Source organism: candidate division KSB1 bacterium, from assembly GCA_016214895.1.
Classification (GTDB): Bacteria; Electryoneota; RPQS01; order RPQS01; family RPQS01; genus JACRMR01.
The window spans coordinates 303,680-324,395 of record JACRMR010000020.1; the positions used below are offsets into that span (position 1 = coordinate 303,680).

Genomic DNA, 20,716 nt, shown 5'->3' on the forward strand with positions numbered 1-20,716 from the left:
CCACACGCTGCAGGGACCCCGGGGGGATCAGGGGGGGCGCTTCCCCGCCCTTGACAACCTGCCCGCCGTTTCGTATCTTGACACTTCACATACGTCGGAATCGCACCGGTTTCACTCTCACCAATCGCCACGGCTTTCGATGAGCTACCAGCTTCCCACAATCAGTTTCGCCCCGGCCCGCACAACATCGGCCTACGATGAGGCTGCCGCTGCGCCGTCCGTGGTCCTCAATGGCGAGGGAAACCGCTGGTCTTAAGTCTCTGACTGTTTTGAGCTTAGGTTTAGTCGGCCCATCGCCAACCAGCGGTGGGCTTTTTCGATTGCGCCAGGTCTGGCTCCCCCCACATCCCGTGGGGGGCCGGGGGGGAAACAGACCCGCCCGGATTCACGTTTCACGTTTTGCAACTCAATTCCGGTCCCCGCTGTCCAATCATGACCGGATCATACCATGCTTCGTACTCTCCCACCCCCTAAAGTCGCCGAGATTATTCACGGGCCTGCAGCCCACGGCACTCACCGGCCCTTCGCCCGTGAGCTGAAACAGCAGATCAGGAAAGAGGTCCTGTCGATGGGCCTGCCGTCGCTGACCGGCTTCCTCGTGATCTCCTTTAATGAACTGGTCAGCATGTTCTGGCTGGGTCGGATCGGCACGGCTCCGGTTGCCGCCGTCACGATGAGCGCGACGTTGATCTGGCTCTGCTCTTTCGCCAACGTGGTCATTGGGGCGGGCAGCGTAGCCGCGATCAGCCGTCGCTTCGGCGAGCAGGACATGGGTCGCACGGAACTCGCGATCAAGGCGACCTTCTATCTCAAGTTCGCGGCGGGCACGCTCTTCGGTCTGCTCGGAATCCTGGTCATGGACTGGGGCTTCACGTTTCTGGGCGCCGCGCCGGACGTGCATGCGCTGTCGCTGGAATACTCCGTCGTGCAGTTCGTCACGATGGGCTTCGCGATGACCAGCTTTTCGGTGTACACCGCGTTGCGTTCGATCGGTAAACCGCGGGAAGCGATGGTGCTGCAAGCCCTCGGCACGGGGTTCAACCTCGTGCTCGATCCGCTCTTGATCTTCGGCGTCGGTCCCTTTCCCGAACTCGGCGTCCTTGGCGCATCCATCGCGACGTCAGGTTCCTACATCGTGGTGGTGGTCGCCGGCTGTGCGCTCTTGGCCGGGCCGCGTTCTCCGGTCAGAGTCCGTTGGTTCAGCCGCAGCCTTCCGAAGTGGTCGGAAATGTGGCCGGTGATCCGGATCGGCGCTCCGGCCGGATTGAACCAATTGAGCTTTGCCCTGGCGATGTCGTTCGCGGTAAAGCTCATTGCACACCACGGCACCGATGTGGTGGCAATCTACGGCATGGGTCAGAAGGCCATCCACTTTGGCGTGATGATGGTCGTCGGCCTCGGTCTTGGAACGGGCGCACTGATCGGTCAGTTCCTGGGCTCCCGTGCGTTGGACAAGGCCTGGGTCGCGGGCGTGTTGTCCACCCGACTTGCCTTCTGGATGATGGTCGGCTATGGCAGCCTGATCTTTGTCGGCGCGCCGTTCATTGTACACTTCTTCTTCAAAGACGTGACCCTCTATCCGTTGGCGACCAATCTCTTGCGGATCATGGCCCTCAGCCTGCCCTTGATCGGCATACACATCGGAGCGGAGACTGCTTTTGAAGGAGCGGGCCAGAATACTCCACCCATGATCCTCTCCATCATCCACTCTTGGGTGATGGTGATTCCCTTCATGTGGCTGCTCGGGAACTTCCTCGGCTTTGGTCCTTATGGGCTGTTGTGGGGCTGGACCGCATCTCATGCCGCCGGCGGCGCCGCCGCGCTCTGGCTCTTCCGTCGCGGCACCTGGCTGAAACACGAAGTCTGATCTCCCCCCCCAAATTCCGATTTGGGGGGGCAAGGGGGGTCTCGGTGAATCGGCTCCCCCCCCACAGCCAGTGGGGGGCCGGGGGGGTGCGCGTCTTCGCGCATCTTCCGCCACGCCCCCCCCCCCAAATTCCGATTTGGGGGGGCAGGGGGGGTCTCGGTGAGCTTCGGCTCCCCCCCCACATCCAGTGGGGGGCCGGGGGGGTGCGCGTCTTCGCGCATCTTCCGCCACGACTCCCCCCAAATTCCGATTTGGGGGGGCAGGGGGGGTCTCGGTGAGCTTCGGCCCTCCCCCCACATCCAGTGGGGGGCCGGGGGGGTGCGCGTCTTCGCGCATCTTCCGCCACGAGCGCATCTTCCGCCACGACTCCCCCCCAAATTCCGATTCAGGGGGCCGGGGGGGTCTCGGTGAGCTTCGGCCCTCCCCCCACAGCCAGTGGGGGGGCCGGGGGGGTGCGCGTCTTCGCGCATCTTCCGCCACGACTCCCCCCCAAATTCCGATTTGGGGGGGCAGGGGGGTTCATCCCTCGTCCCTCACCGCTCACACCTGTCTATAGGCCCCGCTACAGAAATCTCCTATTGATTTTCTCTAATATTCTTGTTAAATTTTAGAATTGGTGGAATTACACGAGAACGACTCGGGATTGCGGGCTAGAGTCGATTCCGCCGATATTTCCATGAAACAACTCGCAAAACATTGCATAACGGAGAGAAACAGTTTATGAAGCGTAACGCGATTCTGGTCGTCCTCGTGACGGCCCTGGCGCTGGTCTGGATCGGCTGCTCCAACCCGGCCAAGGAAGCGCAGAAGATGTTCGACGGCGGTCAGTACGAGGAGTTGGTGGCCAAGTTTGGCGCCGATCCGAATCTGGCCAGTGTCGTCCAAATGGCGAAGGACAAGATCGCCGAAAAATTGGTGGCGGAAGGCAAGTACGCCATGGTCCTCGAGATGTACGCGACCAGCCCCGCGGCCAAGGAAGCCAAAATGAAGCTGGCCGAGGCCGCCTTCATGGCCGGCAACTATCAGGAAGTCATGGTCAAGTACGCAGACACGCCGTGGGCCATGCAGGCCAAGATGAAGCTGGATTCGATCGCCAATGCCGGCAAACCCGGACAGCCGGGCGTTCAGCAACCGGGCAAGCCGGGCACGCCGCCACAGAGCGGGGCGAAGGCCGAGCTCGAGAAGAAGGCTCAGGAAGCGCTTGACAAGGTCCTCGCCGTCAAGATGAAGAACATGAAGGTCAAGGCCCTCGAGGAATACACCAAGAATGCCGAATTCGCGGGGACGTCGGCCATGGCCAAGGCTCAGGACGAGCTCAAGAAGTTGAAATAAGCTTCCTCATTCAATCACTCTCAACATCACTGAGGAGACCAATAGATGATGAATCGTAAGTTGTGGATGATCCTGCTCGCCGTGAGTATGGTTGGAGCCCTCTTCTTTGTCGGCTGCAAGGAAGACGATGAAGAGACGCCGGCGCCACCGGATCCGATTTTCGCCAACTGGAATGCTACGAACTCTTCACTTCAGGCAATCGGTTTGGACGAGTTCCGTCTGCTACTGACAGACAACAGCCCGGATGATACCTATCAGAACTACCAGCGTCTCGGAACGCTCGAAAGTCGCGAAACTGGCAGTTGGACTAAGGTCAACGCCGGCACCGGTTTGGACTCACTGCGTTTCCACGCCACAGTGCTGGACGATCAGCCGGTGAACGAGGTTTACTCGTACTGGTATGAGTTAGTGAACAACAACAGCCAGCTCAACATTCGCGTTCCCACCGAAGAAGGCCCATTCCTGATCGTCAGCATGACGAAGTAGGATGCATCGGCCGCTGACTGGGCATATGAGTTAGCTGACAGGCGGAGCCATCGTGGTTCCGCCTGTTTTGTCTCCAACATCATTACACGCACATGAACACGAAGTTCCTGACTACCATTCCGCTCCTGCTGATCTGCGGTGTCTGCCTGTTGCTCGGCTGTTCCAAGGATAGCGATAACGATCCGGAACCCCCTCCTGCCGCATTGGTCGGCAACTGGGACGCGCTGAATCCTGAGGCCATCGGCTATGACAGCGTGGTCGTCGCGCTGTATGACGACTGGCGCTTCTCGTCGCTGTTCGTAACCTTCTATTCTGAATTGGTCAGCGGTCATTGGAGTCTGGCCAATGCGGACTCGATCCGTGCATCCATCGAGATGCAGGGCGGCCAGACCTTACCGCAGCCCGAAATCGCGTACGTCGGCTACCGCGCACACGGCGACACGCTTTCGCTAATGATCCCCGCTGAATTGGGCGGTCCCGGCAACGTGGACTTCCTCCGCACGCCGTAGTCCTGATCGGACCTTTCCGCATTTCCCCGCAGCGGCACGTCTCTGGAGACTTGACGTGCCCCGCTTTTCCTCGCCGAGGCGTGCGTCCCTCGCGCGCCCGGAATCGGAGAGTCACCCCGCGCGAGGTCTCCAGACCCTGCCGGAATCCGCCTCGGCTCCTTCCCCAGCTTCTGGGGAAGTTAGATGGGGTCGGGTTCCTCCGCCGAGCGGGGACTGTGTCCCCGCCGGAATCCCGTTCAGCGAATCCCCCGGGCAATCACACCGGCCTTCATCCTACATCCCTTCAGAGCCAGAAGCGCCGAACCCCTCCCGGGTCCGGCGCTTGCTTCATCTTGCCATACCTCATGACATGAAATCTACATGTCTTCGGCTTCCGCGTGCATGTTGATGCCCAAGTCGCGTGCCTTCTTCCACAGCGTCGTGCGATCGATTTTCAACAGTCGCGCCGCGCGGATCACATGCCCGCCCGAGGCTTGCAGCGCGTTCTCGATAAACATCTTCTCGAACGTCTTGACCGCTTGTTTAAGCGGACCGGGCGCGATCAGATCTCCGGAATCGTTCTTCGGCTGATTAAATGGGGTGGGGAAGGTTACTTTGTTCATGACTCCGGTCACGAAATTGTTCTCCGGCGAACTCAGCGGCGCGAGGAAGCTCAGCACGTCGGTTCCGATCACATTTCCCGAGGTCGCCAGGATCGCGCGTTCGATCACATTTTCCAACTCGCGGACATTGCCCGGCCAGTTGTGATGCAGGATCAGCGACATCGCTTCGTCGGTAATCGTAAAGGTCCCGCGATTCAAGCGGCTGCCGATCTTATCGACGAAGTGCGCGCAGAGCAGCGGAATGTCGTCCTTGCGTTCGCGCAGCGGCGTAATCGTGACGGGCACCACGTTCAACCGGTAGTAGAGGTCCAGTCGGAACCGCCCCTGCTGAATCAGCTCTTCGAGGTCGCGGTTGGTGGCCGTGATCACGCGGATATTCACCGGCACCCGCTTGTTGCTGCCCAGTCGTTCGAGCTCGCGATCCTGCAGCACGTTCAGCAGTTTGACTTGCGTCGAGAGCGAGATATCGCCGATTTCGTCGAGGAAGATTGTGCCGCCGTTCGCGACCTCGAACTTGCCGATCCGCTGCTGCCGCGCGTCCGTGAACGCACCCTTTTCGTGGCCGAACAGCTCGCTTTCGAGCAGCGTTTCCGGCAGTGCCGCGCAGTTTACTTTGACAAACGGCTTATTCGAGCGCGGCCCCTCAAAATGCAGTGCCCGGGCGACCAGTTCCTTGCCGGTGCCCGTTTCACCGCGAATCAACACCGTGGTATCCACATCGCTTACGTCACGAATCACGTCGAACACGCGGTGCATTTCCGACGAGCGGCCGATCAGACCGCCCAGCTTATGATCGCCGCCCAATCGTCGCTTCAGTTTCTCGACTTCGCCCACCAGCCGCACGCTCTGCATGGCCGAGTGCAGCGCCGCCGCGAGTTGTTGCGGATTCGCCGGATCGGTGACGACGTTGGTTGCGCCGCGCTGGATGGCCATCGGCAGATAGTCCGCGGTCTCCGGATCGGCGTAGATCACCACCGGCAGATTCCGATGCGCGAGCTTTACGTTGTCCAGCAGCTCGAGTGCCGAAGCCGTGGCAAGATTCATATCGCAAACGAGCAGATCGACCATGTCGGCCTCAATCCGGTCGAGGACCAGACTCGGATTCGACTCGGTGAGCACCCGGTAGTTACCCAGCGCTGAGGCCTTCTCGGCCAGATCGGCCAACGTCATCGGTTGTTCGTCAACAATCAGGATTGTGGGTTCTGCCATAGGTTCGAGTCTCCGGGGTGAGGCGAGTACTTAACTGGGAATCGTCAACTTGCGAAGGAGGTGCGGAGTACGCCGGAGACGGCCCACGGGTGTCGGGCCGGCGCTCGACACTCCAATTATCGGCACTTGGCCGCTTTTCTTGAGGCGAAACATCGACATTTTCGCCCTGAAACTCGACCACAGGTTGGACCCTTGCAACCTGCATGGCGGTTGCCGGATCGCAACCTGCGATACTCTGCCGACAATCCAAAGGCATAGGGTCGGCCCTCGCCGGGCAGGGTGCAAGCCACAGCCCAGCACGTCAGCTTTCACGCGGTGAGCTCCGGGATTTCAGTTTTCGGCCGCCCCGCCTCCTCACGTAAGCACAGTGGTAACAGTTGGTTAGTCAACAATGCCGGGTATCATAGAGGTCTATTTTCGTTGACTTTGTGTGACTTGCGGGCTATATTTATAGATTGGTGGATCATCGGCCGGTAATGGCCCCAGCGCCAGTTCCGGCCTGCCCTTCGAAATCACGAAACTGCACTATGAATCTCTATTCAGGGGTCTGGGTTGCCCTGGTCACCCCCTTCAAAGACCACAAGCTCGATGAGCTTGCGTTCCAGCGCCTCGTCGAGGACCTTGTGGATCGCGGCGTTGCCGGCTTCATCCCGCTCGGCACCACGGGCGAGGCCAGCACCTTGACGATCGAGGAACGACGTCGCGTAATTCAACTCTGTGTCGAGGCGGCCGGAGATGTGAGCGTCGCTCCGGGCTGCGGCACCAACAACACGGCTCAAACCATTGAATTCGTCCGTGAAGCCGGAGCGCTTGGCGCCAGCGGTGCGATGGTCATCACGCCGTATTACAACAAACCGACGCAGGAAGGTCTCTACCGCCATTTCAAGGCCGTGGCGGAGAGTACTGAACTCCCGCTGATTCTCTACAATGTCCCCGGACGCACGAGCGTCAACATGCTGCCCGAGACCGTCGAGCGGCTCGCGGACATGCCGAACGTGGATGCGATCAAGGAAGCCTGCGGGAATCTCGATCAGATCAGTGAAGTCTGTCGGCTGGTGGAGGGTCGCATGAATGTGTTGGCCGGAGACGACAGTCTGACACTGCCGATCTTATCGGTCGGCGGCGAAGGCATCGTCTCGGTGGTGGCCAATGTCGCGCCCGAACCACTCATCGAAATGGTGGATTGCTTCTGGCGGGACAACCCCACGCGCGCGCTGGAGCTGCATCGCCGCATCACCCCGCTGGCGAAGGTGATGTTCCTCGAGACCAATCCTGCTCCGGTCAAGTGTGCGCTCTGGATGGAAGGCAAAATCTCGAATGAGTTGCGGTTGCCAATGGTCCCCGTGAAGGCCGACACTCGTGACGCCATCGGCAAGGCCATGCGCGCCTACAACCACCTTTTCGAGCCGATCCACTCGTAACGGAGTCCCCGCCGCGGCCGGTGTCTGCACCTGCCCGGAATCGGCCTCGGCTCACCCCCGTCGTGCGGTGGAACAACGGGGGCTTCCGGGCCGGCATTGAGTTGTTCTGCATTTCTTCTTTCACGTTTCAAATTTCACGTTTCAAGTTTTGATTTCCGCCTCCCTCTTCGGCGCCTCCGGGCGCATGGGCCGCGAGTTGCTCAAGCTCGCGGCGACCCGGCATGATCTGCGCATCACGCATGCGTACGACCTCGCGCGCGTCGGCGAGCGGGTCGAGGACCATCTGATTGAAGCCGTCCCGCACGACCTTCCTGGCGACGTACAAGTGGTGATTGATTTTTCCTCGCCGCCTGCGCTGGCCGTTCATCTCGGTCTCGCGATGAAGCGCAACTGTGCCTATGTCAGCGGCGTCACCGGCTTCGCCGTCGATCCGGCCCCGGCCTTCGAGCGCGCGGCGAAAGAAATCGCGGTCCTGCACGCGGCCAACATGTCCGCCGGGATGAGTGTGTTGATGTCGCTTGCTGCGCAGGCGGCGAAAGCATTGCCGGATTACAAGCGCTACATCACCGAGATTCATCACACGGCCAAGCAGGACATGCCGTCCGGCACTGCCCTCAAGATCGCGGATGCGATTCATGCCGCCGTTCACGAACCCACGGAGATCGCGTCGCTGCGGATGGGCGACGTGATCGGCGAGCACCGCCTGATCTTCGGCGGCCCCGGCGAGCGGCTGGAGATCGTTCATCGCGCCGACACGCGCACGGTGTTTGCGGCGGGCGCGCTCAGAGCGGCGACATGGATCTCGGGGAGGAACGCGGGATTGTATTCGATGACGGATGTGCTGGCACTGTGATTTCGCTTTGCTTCATTGGCAGACAATGGGACCCCAACCGATCATTTCGTAGTTGTCCGCATTCAGGTTTCAAGTTTCACGTTTCAAGTTCTTAATCCGCCGCGGCATGTGTCTCCACCTGCCCGGAATCGGCAGCTTCCGCCGAGCAGGGATTCCTTCCCTGCCGGAATGTTGCTCAACCACTGCTTTTCGCCGCGGCAGGTGTCTTCACATGCCCGGAATCGGCAGCTTCCGCCGAGCAGGGATTCCTTCCCTGCCGGAATGTTGCTCAACCACTGCTTTTCGCCGAGGCAGGTGTCTCCACCTGCCCGGAATCGGCATCTTCCGCCGAGCAGGGATTCCTTCCCTGCCGGAATGTGGCTCAACCTCTGCTTTTCGCCGCGGCAGGTGTCTCCACCGGTGCTGTCCAATTCGCCGCGGCAGGTGTCTCCACATGCCCGGAATCGGATTTTGGCCATTGAGCCTTGCTTCTCTCAAGTTTCACGTTTCAAGTCTTGCTTTACGTCGCCTTCTTCCTCCTCCCCGCCCTCGTCTACGCTCAGCTTCCCGACAGCGTCTGGAGTCGTGTGTACGGCGGTGAGCACAATCAGCGTTGCGTCGCCGCGGTGCAGACCGCGGACGGCGGCTATGCGCTGGCGGGGAACTACGACTACGGCGAACGCGTCTCGGATTTCCTGTTGGTGCGCGTTGATGCGAACGGCGACACACTCTGGACACGAACCTACGGCGGCGATTCGCTCGATATTTGCACAAGCATGCTTGCCTCCGGGGGCAGCTTCTATCTCGCCGGGAGCACGGGGTCCGAATTCAATTCAGGCGACGACGCCTATTTGTTCAAAGTCGATTCGGTCGGTGACGTGGTGTGGCCTTATGTGGAGGACTTCGGTCCCGACGACGTTTACACCTGCCTCGCTCCGACGCACGGGCCGGAGATTCTGGTCGGATACAGCACAAGCAATACGGAGCACACATTTCTGGAGGCCCTGCGATTTGCGCCAACCGGGCACACGACCTGGTCGTGGACGACCACTGGCGGTCGCGGCAGCGAATTCATCGCGCTATTTGATCTCGACAACGATGAGTTAATGGCCGCAGGCAGCTATCATGCCGCCGATTCTACTGATGCCGACTTCATGCTGTTGCGATTCAATGCGAACAGCACCGTTGCCTGGCGGCGCACCTACGGCGGCCCCTACGACGATCGTTGCACCTCCGCGATTCAGACTTCCGACGGCGGCTATCTACTCGCCGGCTGGACGCAGTCGTTCGGGCAGGGTGACTTCGATTATTGGCTCTTGAAACTCAGTGCCGACGGCGATAGCTTGTGGAGCCACACTTACGGCGGCGCTTACTGGGATCAATGCACGTCCGTTGTCGAAACTCCGACGGGCTATCTGCTCGCGGGCAAGCGCGAGGACAACAACGACGGCAACTTCCAGCTCTGGATCGTCGCCACGGACTTCCTCGGTGAGCAGCCGCAAACGACATACTTTGGCGGTACCGACGACGAAGCCGGCGCCGTCATCGTGCCCACGAGCGACCACGGCTTTGCGTTTGCGGGCGCCACGCGTTCGTTCGGCTCGCTCGGCTGGAATCTGTGGCTCTTGAAGACGGTTTACCTGCCGCACATCGCCGTCGATCGTCCGTCGATCACCTTTGGCGGCGTGCATCTCGGCGACAGCACCTCGCGCACGCTGAACATTTTGAATATCGGCGGTGTCCCCGCCACGCTCACCGCGCTGGAGTTTCCACCAGACTTTCATACGTCGCTTCAGTTTCCGCTTGATCTCGCGCCCGGCGCACATCTGGAGACACCGATCGTCTTCGCGCCGCAGCAAGTCGGCACGTACATCGACACGCTGGTGATTCACAGCAACTCCGTGACCGATCCCGGCCCGGTGCGCCTCGTCGGTTCCGGCCTCGCCGTGAGTGCCGCCGAATCGGGTGTAAAAATGCCGACACAATTTGCCCTGCTCGGCAACTATCCGAATCCGTTCAACGCACGCACGCGCATCGACTACGCGCTGCCGGCCTCCGCGCCGATCGAGCTGACCCTCTATAATGTGAACGGCGCGCGGATTGCCACGCTCGTCAGCGGGTTGCAGCCCGCCGGCATTCAACATTACGATTTCGCTGTGGCAGGTCTGGCCTCAGGTATCTATCTCTATCGCCTGAGCACCCCGTCGGCCTCCTTCACCCGCAAGCTGATGCTACTGAAGTAACCGATTTCGCCGAGGCACGTGTCCGCCGACTTCACGTGCCCGGAATCAGCATCGGGTCCTTCCCCAGTTTCTGGGGAAGTTAGATGGGGTCGGGATTCTTTCGGATCGGGTTTTAGCTTTCTGGCCTTTTCAGCCTTTCCCGGAGTAACAACCATGCTCAGACACCTCGCCTTTCCCGCTCTGTTCCTGCTGCTCGCGTTGACGCTCAGCGTCAACGCCAGTTCATCGGACAACTTCCCGGCGGCGGATCGCGCGCCGCTGGCCCGCATCGAGGAGACCGCTCCGGGTACCTCGACGCCGGCCTCCGGCTGGAACGCGACGGTGGATGTGATCGGTCGCCTCGGTTCGGTCTCGGTGCTGGCCGTTGCGCTCGCACCGCAGAGCATGGCCGATGCGACGGCGGCGGGTCTGCACGCCATCGACCTGCCCGGTCAGATCGGCGCGGCCTGCAGTGCCGTCGGCGACTTCTGCCGCACCTGCGGCTCCACCACGATTCACGTGGTAAAGGAAACCGTCCACTGGCTCGCGCTTCCGCTCTACGTGGTTCGTCACCTCGTGCGCTCCCTTCCGGCTCCCGCCTTGCCGTGGTAGCAATAGCGTTCCCGTGGCGGCACATGTCTCCCTGTGCCCCATCGGAACACTCGCGATCATTTCACGGTCATCCTGACCGCAGTGAACGACCAGTATCCGCCGAGCGGGGACTGTGTCCCCGCCGGAATTGACGGCAGTCAAACTCCGTTGTGCTTCAATCGGCATCAAATGCCTCAGATTCCGGCCGCGCGGGGACGCCCGGCTCGGCCAGCGCCTTTGGGCAACAAGCGCCGCACAGCCGTGCGCGATCTGGTCTCATCAACCGCGTTACCCGCCCGGAATCGGCTTCATAGTTCATACCTCATCATTCATACCTTCTTTGTTGGTCATCCAAAAATACGGCGGCAAAGCCTTAGCCACCGCCGCTGATCTGCAGCAGGTCGCACGGCTCATCCATGAGCGGCATCGCGCCGGCACGCAACTTGTGATCGTCGTCTCCGCGATGGGCGATACGACCGACCGCTATCTCGGCATGGCCAAGAGCGTGAACAACGCTCCCGCGGGCCGCGAATTGGACGTGCTGCTTTCCGTCGGCGAGCGCGTCTCGATTGCCATGCTCGCGCTCGCGCTGAATGCGCTCGAACCCGATATCGCGGTCTCGCTCACCGGCGCACAAGCGGGCATCATCACCGATACCGTCCACACCGCCGCCAAGATCGTCGAGATCCGCGCGCAGCGTGTCCGCGAGATTCTCGATCAGGGGCGCATCCCCGTGATCGCGGGCTATCAGGGGATCACGACCGACAAGAATATTTCCACCCTCGGTCGCGGCGGCACCGACGCGACAGCGGTTGGCCTCGGAATTGCACTGGGTGCCGAACGCATCGAGTTCATGAAGGACGTGGACGGCGTTCACTCCGCGGACCCGAAGCTGATCCCGCTGGCCAAAGTCATCGAGCGGCTGAGCTATGAAGAGTCGCTCGAATTGATGGGTTGTGGCGCGAAGATCATTCAGCTTCCCGCCGTCGAGATGGCCGCCGAGTATCACGCGCGGCTCGCCATCGGCAACTCCAAGACCGGCGTCGCGGGGACGATCATCACCGACCGTCCCCTCGGCCGGCGCTCGCTGACCGCCGTGGTCGTCGCGGAGCACGTGATTTGCCGCACCTTCGACTCCACGCGCGAATTCGTCGCCGCCCTGATCGAGTTGCGTGCGCAGGGTCATTCGCCGTTGCTGGCCTCGCAATCCGGTGGCAAGGGCCTGCTCGTGATGAACCCCGCAACGAGCGCGATCCTGCCGGCGGCGGAGCCGGAGGTCGCGCACGAACCGCTCGCGCTTGTCAGCCTGCTCGGTCCCGGCGTCGGCGGCGCGACCGACCTTGCCGGCGCCGTGCAGCGGAAGCTCTCGTCTTATCTTGAACTGGTCGCCGCCATGAACGCGACCGAATCGCGCGTCTCGCTCTTGTTGCCGGTTACAGAAGCTCTTATCTTCGCGGCCTCCGCGCACGACTTGTGTCTGCGCGAATGGCCCGCCTCCATCCCAGCGTCGCCCGCGTGATTCGTCTCCGCGTGTGGATCGTATTGCTCGCGGTCTGGAGCCTACTCCCGGTCCCGCGCGCGGCAGCAGACGACGACAGTTCCAGCCCGCCACTCGCGGACAGCAACTCTACGAACATGGCTCCCACCATTCGCTCCCATCCGCTTAAAGTCCGTGTCGGGCTTCTGGAGAATTACGAGAAGCTCACGTTTCAGATGCACGGCCTCTATCGCATCGAACATCTCGACGGTACCGCGTTGCGACAGAGCGGCCAATCGCCGATTCGCTGGCGCGCCCGCATCGACGAGGCCGTCTCCGCGCAATTCCTCTTCAGCGTGCTCGTCGCCTCCTATCAGACACAGACCGAGGCCATGCAGCTTGCGGAGTCGTTCGAGCAGCGCGGCATCCCGGCCGCCGTGCGGCAGGTCGGCGGGGCCATCGAGTTCGATCAGAACGTCGCCGGCGACAATACGCTTTATCGCGTGCAGGCCGGCAATTTCAAGATCGAGAGCGATGCGCAGCACCTGCTCGATTCGCTGACCGACGAGTTCGCGCCGCGCATCGTGCGCGAGGAATTTCGCCGCTCCCGCGGCCGCATCGAGTTTTTTGATTCCGACCTGAACGAGACCTATGCGGTGGACGAGGGCTTCCGCCTGATTCCGCTCGACAACTCGGCCTATGTGACGATCTTCGGCGTGCTCACCGGCACCGGCTTCAAGTGGGAGAAGACCGAGAATCGCAACTACGCGGGCAATCTCGAAGTCTATCTCGATCATCAGGGCCAGATTGCCGCGCTGAACGAGATTCCGATGGATGTCTATCTGCACGGCGTCGTGCCCGCCGAGATGCCCGCCGGCTTTCCCCGCGAAGCGTTGATGGCGCAGGCCATCGTCTCGCGTTCCGTCGTCATGGCGCAGAAGTCGATCAAGCATCTGAACGATCCCTTCGAACTCTGTGCCCATGTTCACTGTCAGGTTTACAGCGGGCTGACGCACGAAGACGAGCGCACCAACGAGGCCGTGGATGAAACCAAGGGCGTGGTCTTGACGAAGCACGGCGAACTAGTGGATACGCATTACAGCGCGGTCTGCGGCGGGCATACCGAAGATGCGAACTTGACCTGGATGACGCCGTCCATGTGCAACACCGAGGGCCTCTATTGCGGTCCGCCCGGCGTGGCCTTGCCCGATCTGACCACCGAAGCGGGCGCGCGCGCCTGGATCTTTTCCGAGCCCGATGTCTATTGCAATCTCACGGGCACCGACATTCCGGTGTCGAGTGATTATGGCCGTCGCCATTTCCGCTGGGAAGTCTCGTACTCGCGCCCGGAACTCGAGCGCATCATCCGCGAGAAGACCGGCGAGGACATCGGCACGCTCTATGATATCGTGCCGCTGCAGCGCGGGCATTCCGGCCGGCTGATCGAAATCGAGATTCTCGGTTCGCGCAAGAATCTGCATCTCAAGCGCGAGCTCAAGATTCGGCGCGCCTTGAGCGACAGCGCGCTCGAGAGTTCCTGTTTCGTGGTCGAGGTGATTCACGACAGCCTCGGCGTTCCGGTCGAGATCGTGTTCCATGGCGCGGGCTGGGGTCACGGTGTCGGCCTCTGTCAGTGCGGCGCCGCCCGCATGGCCAAGACCGGCATGTCCCACGAGCAGATCTTCAACCATTACTTCCCCGGCCTGCAACTCAAGAAGTTGTATTGACCGCCCAGCGCGCCACCCATTCACAACCAAGCGCGGCGCGAACTTGGGTAGTGCCGCAGGGCGTGCGCTCGGCATCGGTGTTCACGTTTCAAGTTTCACCTTTCACGTTCCCCCCCCATGACCCTCGACGAACTCAAATTTCAGATCGAAGCCTACCGCCCCAAGCTTTCGGATTTACGGAGGTCGCTTTGACGTCGCGACTCGCGAACAACGGTTAACGAAACTCGAAGCCCTCTCCGCCGGTGAGGGTTTTTGGGATGATCAGGTTCAGGCCCAGCGGGTGCTCAAGCAAGTCTCGGAAGAACGGGCCTGGCTTGCCGAGTATCGCAAGGTCGAGAGCGGTCTCAATGACCTCATCACCCTGGCCGAACTTGCCGCCGAGTCCGGGGCCGATTTCCCCGAGAGCGAACTCGCCGGCGAATTCAAGCGCTATGTCGAGAGCTATGACAACCTCGAGTTGCGGGCCATGCTCTCCGGGCGCGACGATGCTCGCGGCGCGATCATGCATATTCATCCGGGACAAGGCGGTACGGAGTCCTGCGACTGGGCGGGCATGCTCTTCCGCATGTACATGCGCTGGTTCGAGCACCGCGGTTGGAAGGCCGACGTTCTCGACTACGAACCCGCTGAACAGGCGGGCATCGAAAGCGCGGTGGTTGAGGTCTCCGGCGAGTATGCGTACGGTTTTTGCAAGGCAGAGACCGGGGTTCATCGGCTCGTGCGGATTTCGCCGTTCGATTCCAACGCCCGGCGGCATACTTCGTTCGTTTCGGTGTTCGTCTATCCCGAAGTGGATGACGTACCCGAAATCGAGATCAAGCCGGACGATTTGAAGGTGGACACCTATCGTGCCTCCGGTGCCGGCGGTCAGCACGTCAACAAGACCGAATCCGCGATTCGCCTGACGCACCTGGCTTCCGGCATCGTCGTCACCTGTCAGACCGAGCGTTCGCAGCATCGCAACCGTGACAGCGCCATGAAGGTCTTGCGCGCGCGGCTCTATCAGCGTTTTCTTGACGAACAGCGCGCGAAGAACGACAAGATCGAGAGCAGCAAGGCGGACATTGCCTGGGGTCATCAGATTCGTTCGTACGTGTTCCAGCCGTACCAGATGGTCAAGGACCATCGCACGAACTACGAGACCTCGAGCATCGACAAGGTGATGGACGGCGATCTCGACATGTTCGTCCGCGAGTTCCTGCTCCACGGTGCGCAGGGCAAATTCGCGCGCAGCCGCGGCCTGGCGGGCAAAGAGGAAGAGTAGCAGGTCTTCGCCGCCGAGCCGGGCGTCCTCGCCCGGCCGGAATCGGAGCGCCTCGCCGCGCGGGTTGTCTTCAACCCGCCGGAATCCGCCTCGGGTCCTTCCCCGCTTTCCGGGGAACTTAGCCGAGATCGGACTCGGCCATTTCAATTTTCAATTTTCAATCTTTCTCGCCGCGCGGGTTGTCTTCAACCCGCCGGAATCCGCCTCGGGTCCTTCCCCGCTTTCCGGGGAACTCAGCCGGGGTCGGACTCGGCCATTTCAATTTTCAATTTTCAATTTTCAATTTTTCTTCCATCTTGAGGAGCGCAACGTGAGAAGAATCTTCGTTCCAATTTTCATGCTATCCCTCGCGACCGCCTTGACGGCGATTGCCAAGCCGCTGGATTTGATTCGTCCCGGCGAACCCTATTACGATTGCCGTCCCGCTCAGGTGCTGGTCAAGTTCCACAAGGAGCTGACTGGCTCGGCGATCTCCGACCTCGCGGCACAAATCGGTGGCAAGCCGGAGTATCATTCCGCACTGCTTGACTTCTATCGCATCACCCTACCCGCTGCGGCCAGTGTCAGCGACGCCGTGAAGTTCTTCCGTTCACAGCCGACCGTCGAGTGGGCGAATTTCAATTACATCGCGCAGGCATTTTACACGCCCAACGACCCGTTCTACTCGTATCAGTGGCACTACACGCGCATCGGCATGGAGCAGGCGTGGGACATTACGCGCGGCTCCGCCGACATCATCGTCGCTGACGCCGATCAGGGCTGGCAGTTCGATCATGCGGACTTTGCCGGCGTTCAGACCGTCAGCCCGTACGATTTCGTCGATAACGATAACGATCCGTCGGCTCCTAATCTTGTGGACTCACACGGCATGCACACCGCCGGGACCATTCTCGCGGCCACCAATAACAGTATCGGCGTCGCCGGTGTCGCTCCGCTTTGCAGACTCCAGCCGTTACGCGTGTTGGGCGACAACGGCTCGGGTGAGATGGGCTGGATCGCCGACGGAATCGCCTGGGCCGGTACGCATGGCGCGCATGTACTGAATCTGTCACTTGGTTTTCCGATTCAGAACAACGAACCGCCGGTCGATCCGGGTCCGCCGCTCAGTACGGCGGTTTCACAGGCGACAAATGCCGGTGTGGTGATCTGTGCCTCGTCCGGCAATGACGGCGCGGACTACGTTTCTTATCCGGCCGCTTACGAGCAGTGCATCGCCGTGGGCTCGACGGGTTTTGACGATGCCATCGCGCCCTATTCCAATCGCGGCACCGCCCTCGATGTCACGGCCCCCGGCGGCAACACCGAGCAGGATTTGAATCAGGACGGCTACGTGGACGGCGTGCTCTCCACGCTGCGCAATGAGCAGGGTGATTACTACGGTTTCTGGCAAGGCACGTCCATGGCCGCGCCGCATGTCTCCGGGTTGGCGGCGCTGTTGCGTGCGCATGGCCTGGCGGCGAATCAGGTTCGTCAAGCGTTGCAGACCACGGCGGTGGACTTGGGTGCTGCCGGGCGTGACAACGTATTCGGTCACGGTCGTATCAATGCGCTCGCAGCTTTGCAATATCAGGGCGGCGGCGGGAACGAGATCACGCTGTTGAATGAGCCCTTCGAGAACTTCCCGCTCACCGACTGGATCGCGCAGCAAGACGAAGCGCAAGGCGTCGGCTGGCAGGTGCTGTCCGGCGGTGCTCCGGATTGCAACTATGGCCCGCACGGTGGCTCAGATGCCGTCTGGCATGACGACGAGCAGGTCGGCGGACATCAGGATGATTGGCTGATTACTCCGCTGCTCGCGATTCCCGCCGGCGCCACCGATGTTTCGTTCACATTCTGGGAGCGGAACTGCTACGTCACCGCGCAGTACTACGAATATCACGGCGTGCTCTGGTCAGCGGACGGCACGAATTGGACGGAGATCGTGGAGTTGAGCACCGCGGCTTCGGACTGGCACCAGATCGAGATCGATGCCACGGCCCTCGCCGGTCAGAGCATTCGGTTCGGCTGGCACTATACGGGCACCTACGCCACCGAGTGGTTCCTCGACGATGTGCTGGTCACGGCGCAGACGTCGGGTGCCGCCGGCGATCGCTCCGCCGCCGCTCCGTCGCGGTTCACACTGGCGGATCCGTACCCGAATCCATTCAACAATTCGACGCAGATTCCGTTTGAGCTTTCCACCGCTTCGCGCGTCGAGCTGTCGATCTACAACCTGCTCGGTCAAGAAGTCGCGAGGCTCACCGACGGCGGCGTGCTGTCCGCGGGTGCGCACGCGATCACCTGGGATGCCGCCGGCGTCACCAGCGGCATCTACCTCTTGCAGATGAAGGCCGGCGGCACGGTCGAAACGCGCAAAGTCGTTCTGCTGAAGTAGGGTCCGCCTCCGCAATCCACTGAGCACCGAGGGGGACTCGTTCGTCGGGTCCCTCTCCTCTTCCTCCCCGAGCAGGTATTGCTTGCGGCGGCACGTCTCTTGAGGCTTAACGTGCCCCGCTCGGCCACCGCCTTTCCGCCGAGCAGGGATTCCTTCCCCACTTCCCGCCGAGCAGGGATTCCTTCCCTGCCGGAATCTTGCTGGCTCCGCCGCGGCATGTGTCTTCACATGCCCGGAATCGGAGAGTCACCACCGAGCAGGGATTCCTTCCCTGCCGGAATCTCGCTCGGCCAAACGAGTTCGAATCAAGCCGCATCCTGTCCGCACCCCGTCCCCCCTTCCAAGGGGGGACCACAGGGGGGTTCTTGTTCCCCGATTCCCCCCCCCCCCGAGCAGGGATTCCTTCCCCACTTTCCGCCGAGCAGGGATTCCTTCCCTGCCGGAATCTCGCTCGGCCAAACGAGTTCGAATCAAGCCGCATCCTGTCCGCACCCCGTCCCCCCTTCCAAGGGGGGACCACAGGGGGGTTCTTGTTCCCCGATTCCCCCCCCCGCCGAGCAGGGATTCCTTCCCTGCCGGAATCTCGCTCGGGTCCCCCTCCGTTCACGGAGGAGTCAGGGGTCGATCAGTTCTTCGCCTTCGTATCTTCGCCCTTCCGAATTTGAACCATTCCTCCATCTCCCTTTCCGAGGTCATCGCGGACGACGGCAACCGCCTCTACCGCCCGACCTTTGCGCGCATTTCGACCGCCGCGCTCGAACACAACTTCCGCGCGTTTCGTGCGCTCGCTCCGCGCTCGAAACTGCTGGCCGTGGTCAAAGCCGACGCGTATGGCCACGGTCTCTTACGCTGCGCTCAGCTCTTTGCCGAACTCGGCGCGGATTGCTTCGGCGTCGGCTTCGTCGAGGAGGGCATCGCCCTGCGTCGCGCCGGCATTCGGCTGCCCGTGCTGGTGCTCGGCGGTATCGTCGGCAGTCAGATCGCGCTGTTCATCGAATACGACCTCGATCTGACCGCCAGTTCTGTGTTCAAGCTCGAGGCCATCGAGCTCGCGGCCCGCGAGTCCGGGAACCGCGCGCGTGTGCAGCTCAAGCTCGACACGGGCATGAACCGCATCGGTCAGAACTGGCGGACGGCGGAGCAGTTGTTTGTGGCAGCGAAGAGAAGTTCGCACATCGAGCTCACCGGTCTCTATTCGCATTTGGCCACCGCCGAAGCGGACGATCCCGCCTTCGCCCGCTTGCAGCTGGAGCGCTTTCGCCAGGTCATCGAGCTGGCCGACGCGCACGGCATTCGGCCGGAACTCATTCACATTGCCAATTCCGCGGGTGCGATCCGCTTTCCCGCGTCGCACTATTCGCTGATCCGCCCCGGTCTCGGGCTGTACGGCCAGCACGGCAGTGAATCGCTGCAGCCGCTCCTGCCGCTGGTGCCCGCCCTTTCGCTGGTGAGCCAGATCGTTTACCTGAAGCGCGTTCGCGCCGGCGAGGGCGTGAGCTACGGTCACCTCTGGCACGCGCCGTGCGATTCGTGGGTTGCCACAGTCCCCGTCGGTTACGGCGACGGCTTCCCGCGCAGTTTGACCGGAAAGTCGCAAGTCCTGATTGGCGGCCGGCGTTACCCGATCGTCGGTGCCATCTGCATGGATCAGTTCATGGTCAACCTCGGCGAGGACCGCTATCCGGTCGGCGCGGAGGTTGTCGTCTGGGGCAAACAACTCGAAGCCGAAATCCCGCTCTGGGAGCTCTGTCGTCATGGCGGCTTCATTCCCTACGAACTCCCCATCTACCTGACCGGCCGCGTCCCCCGCGTCTTCGTCTGAATCGGCCTCCGCTCTCCCCCCACATCCTGTGGGGGGCCGGGGGGGTGCGCGTCTTCGCGCATCCGCTCGACCAACGCCTTTCCCCCCGAGCAGGGATTCCTTCCCTGCCGGAATCCCGCTCGGCCAAACGAGTTCGAATCAAGCCGCATCCTGTCCGCACCCCGTCCCCCCTTCTAAGGGGGGCCACAGGGGGGTTCTTGATTCCTCTTCCCCCCCGAGCAGGGATTCCTTCCCTGCCGGAATCCGCCTGCTTGCGGCGGCACGTCTCTTGAGGCTTGACGTGCCCCGCTCGGCTGCCGCCTTTCCCCCCCGCTCATGCGATGCCGCAGCGGTACCCACTCTCTTGCTTTCGATTTTGAATTTTGAATTTGGGATGTTCTTCCATGCTCCGTCTCGCCACTCCTGCCGACGCGCAACAAATGCTGGGCATCTACGCTCCGATTGTTCACGAGACCGCCGCGACCTTTGAATATGTCGTCCCCACTCTCGACGAGTTCCGCGACCGGATTATCAAAGGTCTGACCGTGGCTCCGTGGCTGGTGGATGATCGCGACGGCGAGCTCATCAGCTATGCCTACGGCGGGCTGTTCCGCTCCCGCGCCGCCTACCAGTGGACCATCGAGACCACGGTCGAGGTCAAGGACGGCTATCGGCGCGGCGGCCACGGCAAGGCAATCTATCGGACCCTCATCAACCTCCTCCGCGCACAGGGCTACTGTACCGCCGTGGCGGTGATTGAGATTCGCAATCTCCCCAGCATCGAATTTCACAAGCGCCTCGGCTTCACGCACGTCGGCACGTTCCGGCGTTCCGGATATAAACTCGCGGAGTGGCAGGACTCCAGCTGGTGGCAGCTCCTGCTCCGTGAGGATCGCGTCCCGGCGCCGGTGCTGTCGATGGATGCCTTCACCCGTTCGCCCGAGTTTGCCGCGGTCATCAACGGCTTCTCATAAATGAATTGGCTGTCGGTCGGTGAGTTGC

15 protein-coding genes are annotated in these 20,716 nt (G+C 61.6%); 14 read left to right on the forward strand and 1 reads right to left on the reverse strand.

Annotation, left to right across the window (positions count from 1 at the left end; all coding sequences use genetic code 11):
* Positions 1-448: 448 nt before the first annotated feature.
* The 4 genes from HZB60_11140 to HZB60_11155 all read left to right on the forward strand — a co-directional run bounded on the left by HZB60_11140 (position 449) and on the right by HZB60_11155 (position 4,194).
* Positions 449-1,867 (forward strand): MATE family efflux transporter, encoded by a 1,419-nt coding sequence (locus HZB60_11140; GenBank protein ID MBI5060320.1) that lies wholly within the window; start codon positions 449-451, stop codon positions 1,865-1,867.
* Positions 1,868-2,587: 720 nt separating this feature from the next.
* A complete protein-coding gene (locus HZB60_11145) occupies positions 2,588-3,199 on the forward strand; it encodes a hypothetical protein (GenBank protein MBI5060321.1) in 612 nt (203 codons plus the stop codon).
* 45 nt (positions 3,200-3,244) lie between these two features.
* Entirely contained in the window at positions 3,245-3,685 is a 441-nt protein-coding gene (locus tag HZB60_11150; protein ID MBI5060322.1) for a hypothetical protein, read from the forward strand.
* 92 nt (positions 3,686-3,777) lie between these two features.
* The gene (locus tag HZB60_11155) at positions 3,778-4,194 is read left to right on the forward strand and encodes a hypothetical protein (GenBank protein ID MBI5060323.1); all 417 of its coding nucleotides are present in this window, start codon (positions 3,778-3,780) and stop codon (positions 4,192-4,194) included.
* A 356-nt stretch (positions 4,195-4,550) separates the two neighbouring features.
* On the opposite strand, the gene HZB60_11160 is transcribed toward HZB60_11155, so the two are convergent.
* Positions 4,551-6,005, reverse strand: coding sequence for a sigma-54-dependent Fis family transcriptional regulator (locus HZB60_11160; GenBank protein ID MBI5060324.1), 1,455 nt, complete (start codon positions 6,003-6,005; stop codon positions 4,551-4,553).
* Between the two features lie 527 nt (positions 6,006-6,532).
* Here HZB60_11160 and HZB60_11165 point away from each other — a divergent pair.
* The 10 genes from HZB60_11165 (at position 6,533) to HZB60_11210 (ending at position 20,688) form a co-directional block, all read left to right on the forward strand.
* The gene (locus tag HZB60_11165; protein MBI5060325.1) at positions 6,533-7,426 is read left to right on the forward strand and encodes a 4-hydroxy-tetrahydrodipicolinate synthase; all 894 of its coding nucleotides are present in this window, start codon (positions 6,533-6,535) and stop codon (positions 7,424-7,426) included.
* A 148-nt stretch (positions 7,427-7,574) separates the two neighbouring features.
* On the forward strand, positions 7,575-8,279 hold the full coding sequence (locus tag HZB60_11170) for a 4-hydroxy-tetrahydrodipicolinate reductase (GenBank protein ID MBI5060326.1): 705 nt from the start codon (positions 7,575-7,577) through the stop codon (positions 8,277-8,279).
* A 464-nt stretch (positions 8,280-8,743) separates the two neighbouring features.
* Entirely contained in the window at positions 8,744-10,501 is a 1,758-nt protein-coding gene (locus HZB60_11175) for a T9SS type A sorting domain-containing protein (GenBank protein ID MBI5060327.1), read from the forward strand.
* A gap of 153 nt (positions 10,502-10,654) precedes the next feature.
* A complete protein-coding gene (locus HZB60_11180) occupies positions 10,655-11,092 on the forward strand; it encodes a hypothetical protein (GenBank protein ID MBI5060328.1) in 438 nt (145 codons plus the stop codon).
* A gap of 322 nt (positions 11,093-11,414) precedes the next feature.
* Entirely contained in the window at positions 11,415-12,590 is a 1,176-nt protein-coding gene (locus HZB60_11185) for a hypothetical protein (GenBank protein MBI5060329.1), read from the forward strand.
* Entirely contained in the window at positions 12,557-14,275 is a 1,719-nt protein-coding gene (locus HZB60_11190; GenBank protein ID MBI5060330.1) for a SpoIID/LytB domain-containing protein, read from the forward strand. The genes HZB60_11185 and HZB60_11190 overlap by 34 nt, the downstream gene beginning before the upstream one ends.
* A gap of 172 nt (positions 14,276-14,447) precedes the next feature.
* Positions 14,448-15,539, forward strand: a complete 1,092-nt coding sequence (gene prfB, locus HZB60_11195; protein MBI5060331.1) for a peptide chain release factor 2 — start codon at positions 14,448-14,450, stop codon at positions 15,537-15,539.
* Between the two features lie 310 nt (positions 15,540-15,849).
* Positions 15,850-17,913 carry a S8 family serine peptidase gene (locus tag HZB60_11200; GenBank protein MBI5060332.1) on the forward strand — a complete coding sequence of 688 codons (2,064 nt, stop codon included), beginning with the start codon at positions 15,850-15,852 and terminating at the stop codon, positions 17,911-17,913.
* A gap of 661 nt (positions 17,914-18,574) precedes the next feature.
* Entirely contained in the window at positions 18,575-19,735 is a 1,161-nt protein-coding gene (gene alr / locus HZB60_11205) for an alanine racemase (protein ID MBI5060333.1), read from the forward strand.
* A 383-nt stretch (positions 19,736-20,118) separates the two neighbouring features.
* Positions 20,119-20,688, forward strand: coding sequence for an N-acetyltransferase (locus HZB60_11210; GenBank protein MBI5060334.1), 570 nt, complete (start codon positions 20,119-20,121; stop codon positions 20,686-20,688).
* Positions 20,689-20,716: the final 28 nt, after the last annotated feature.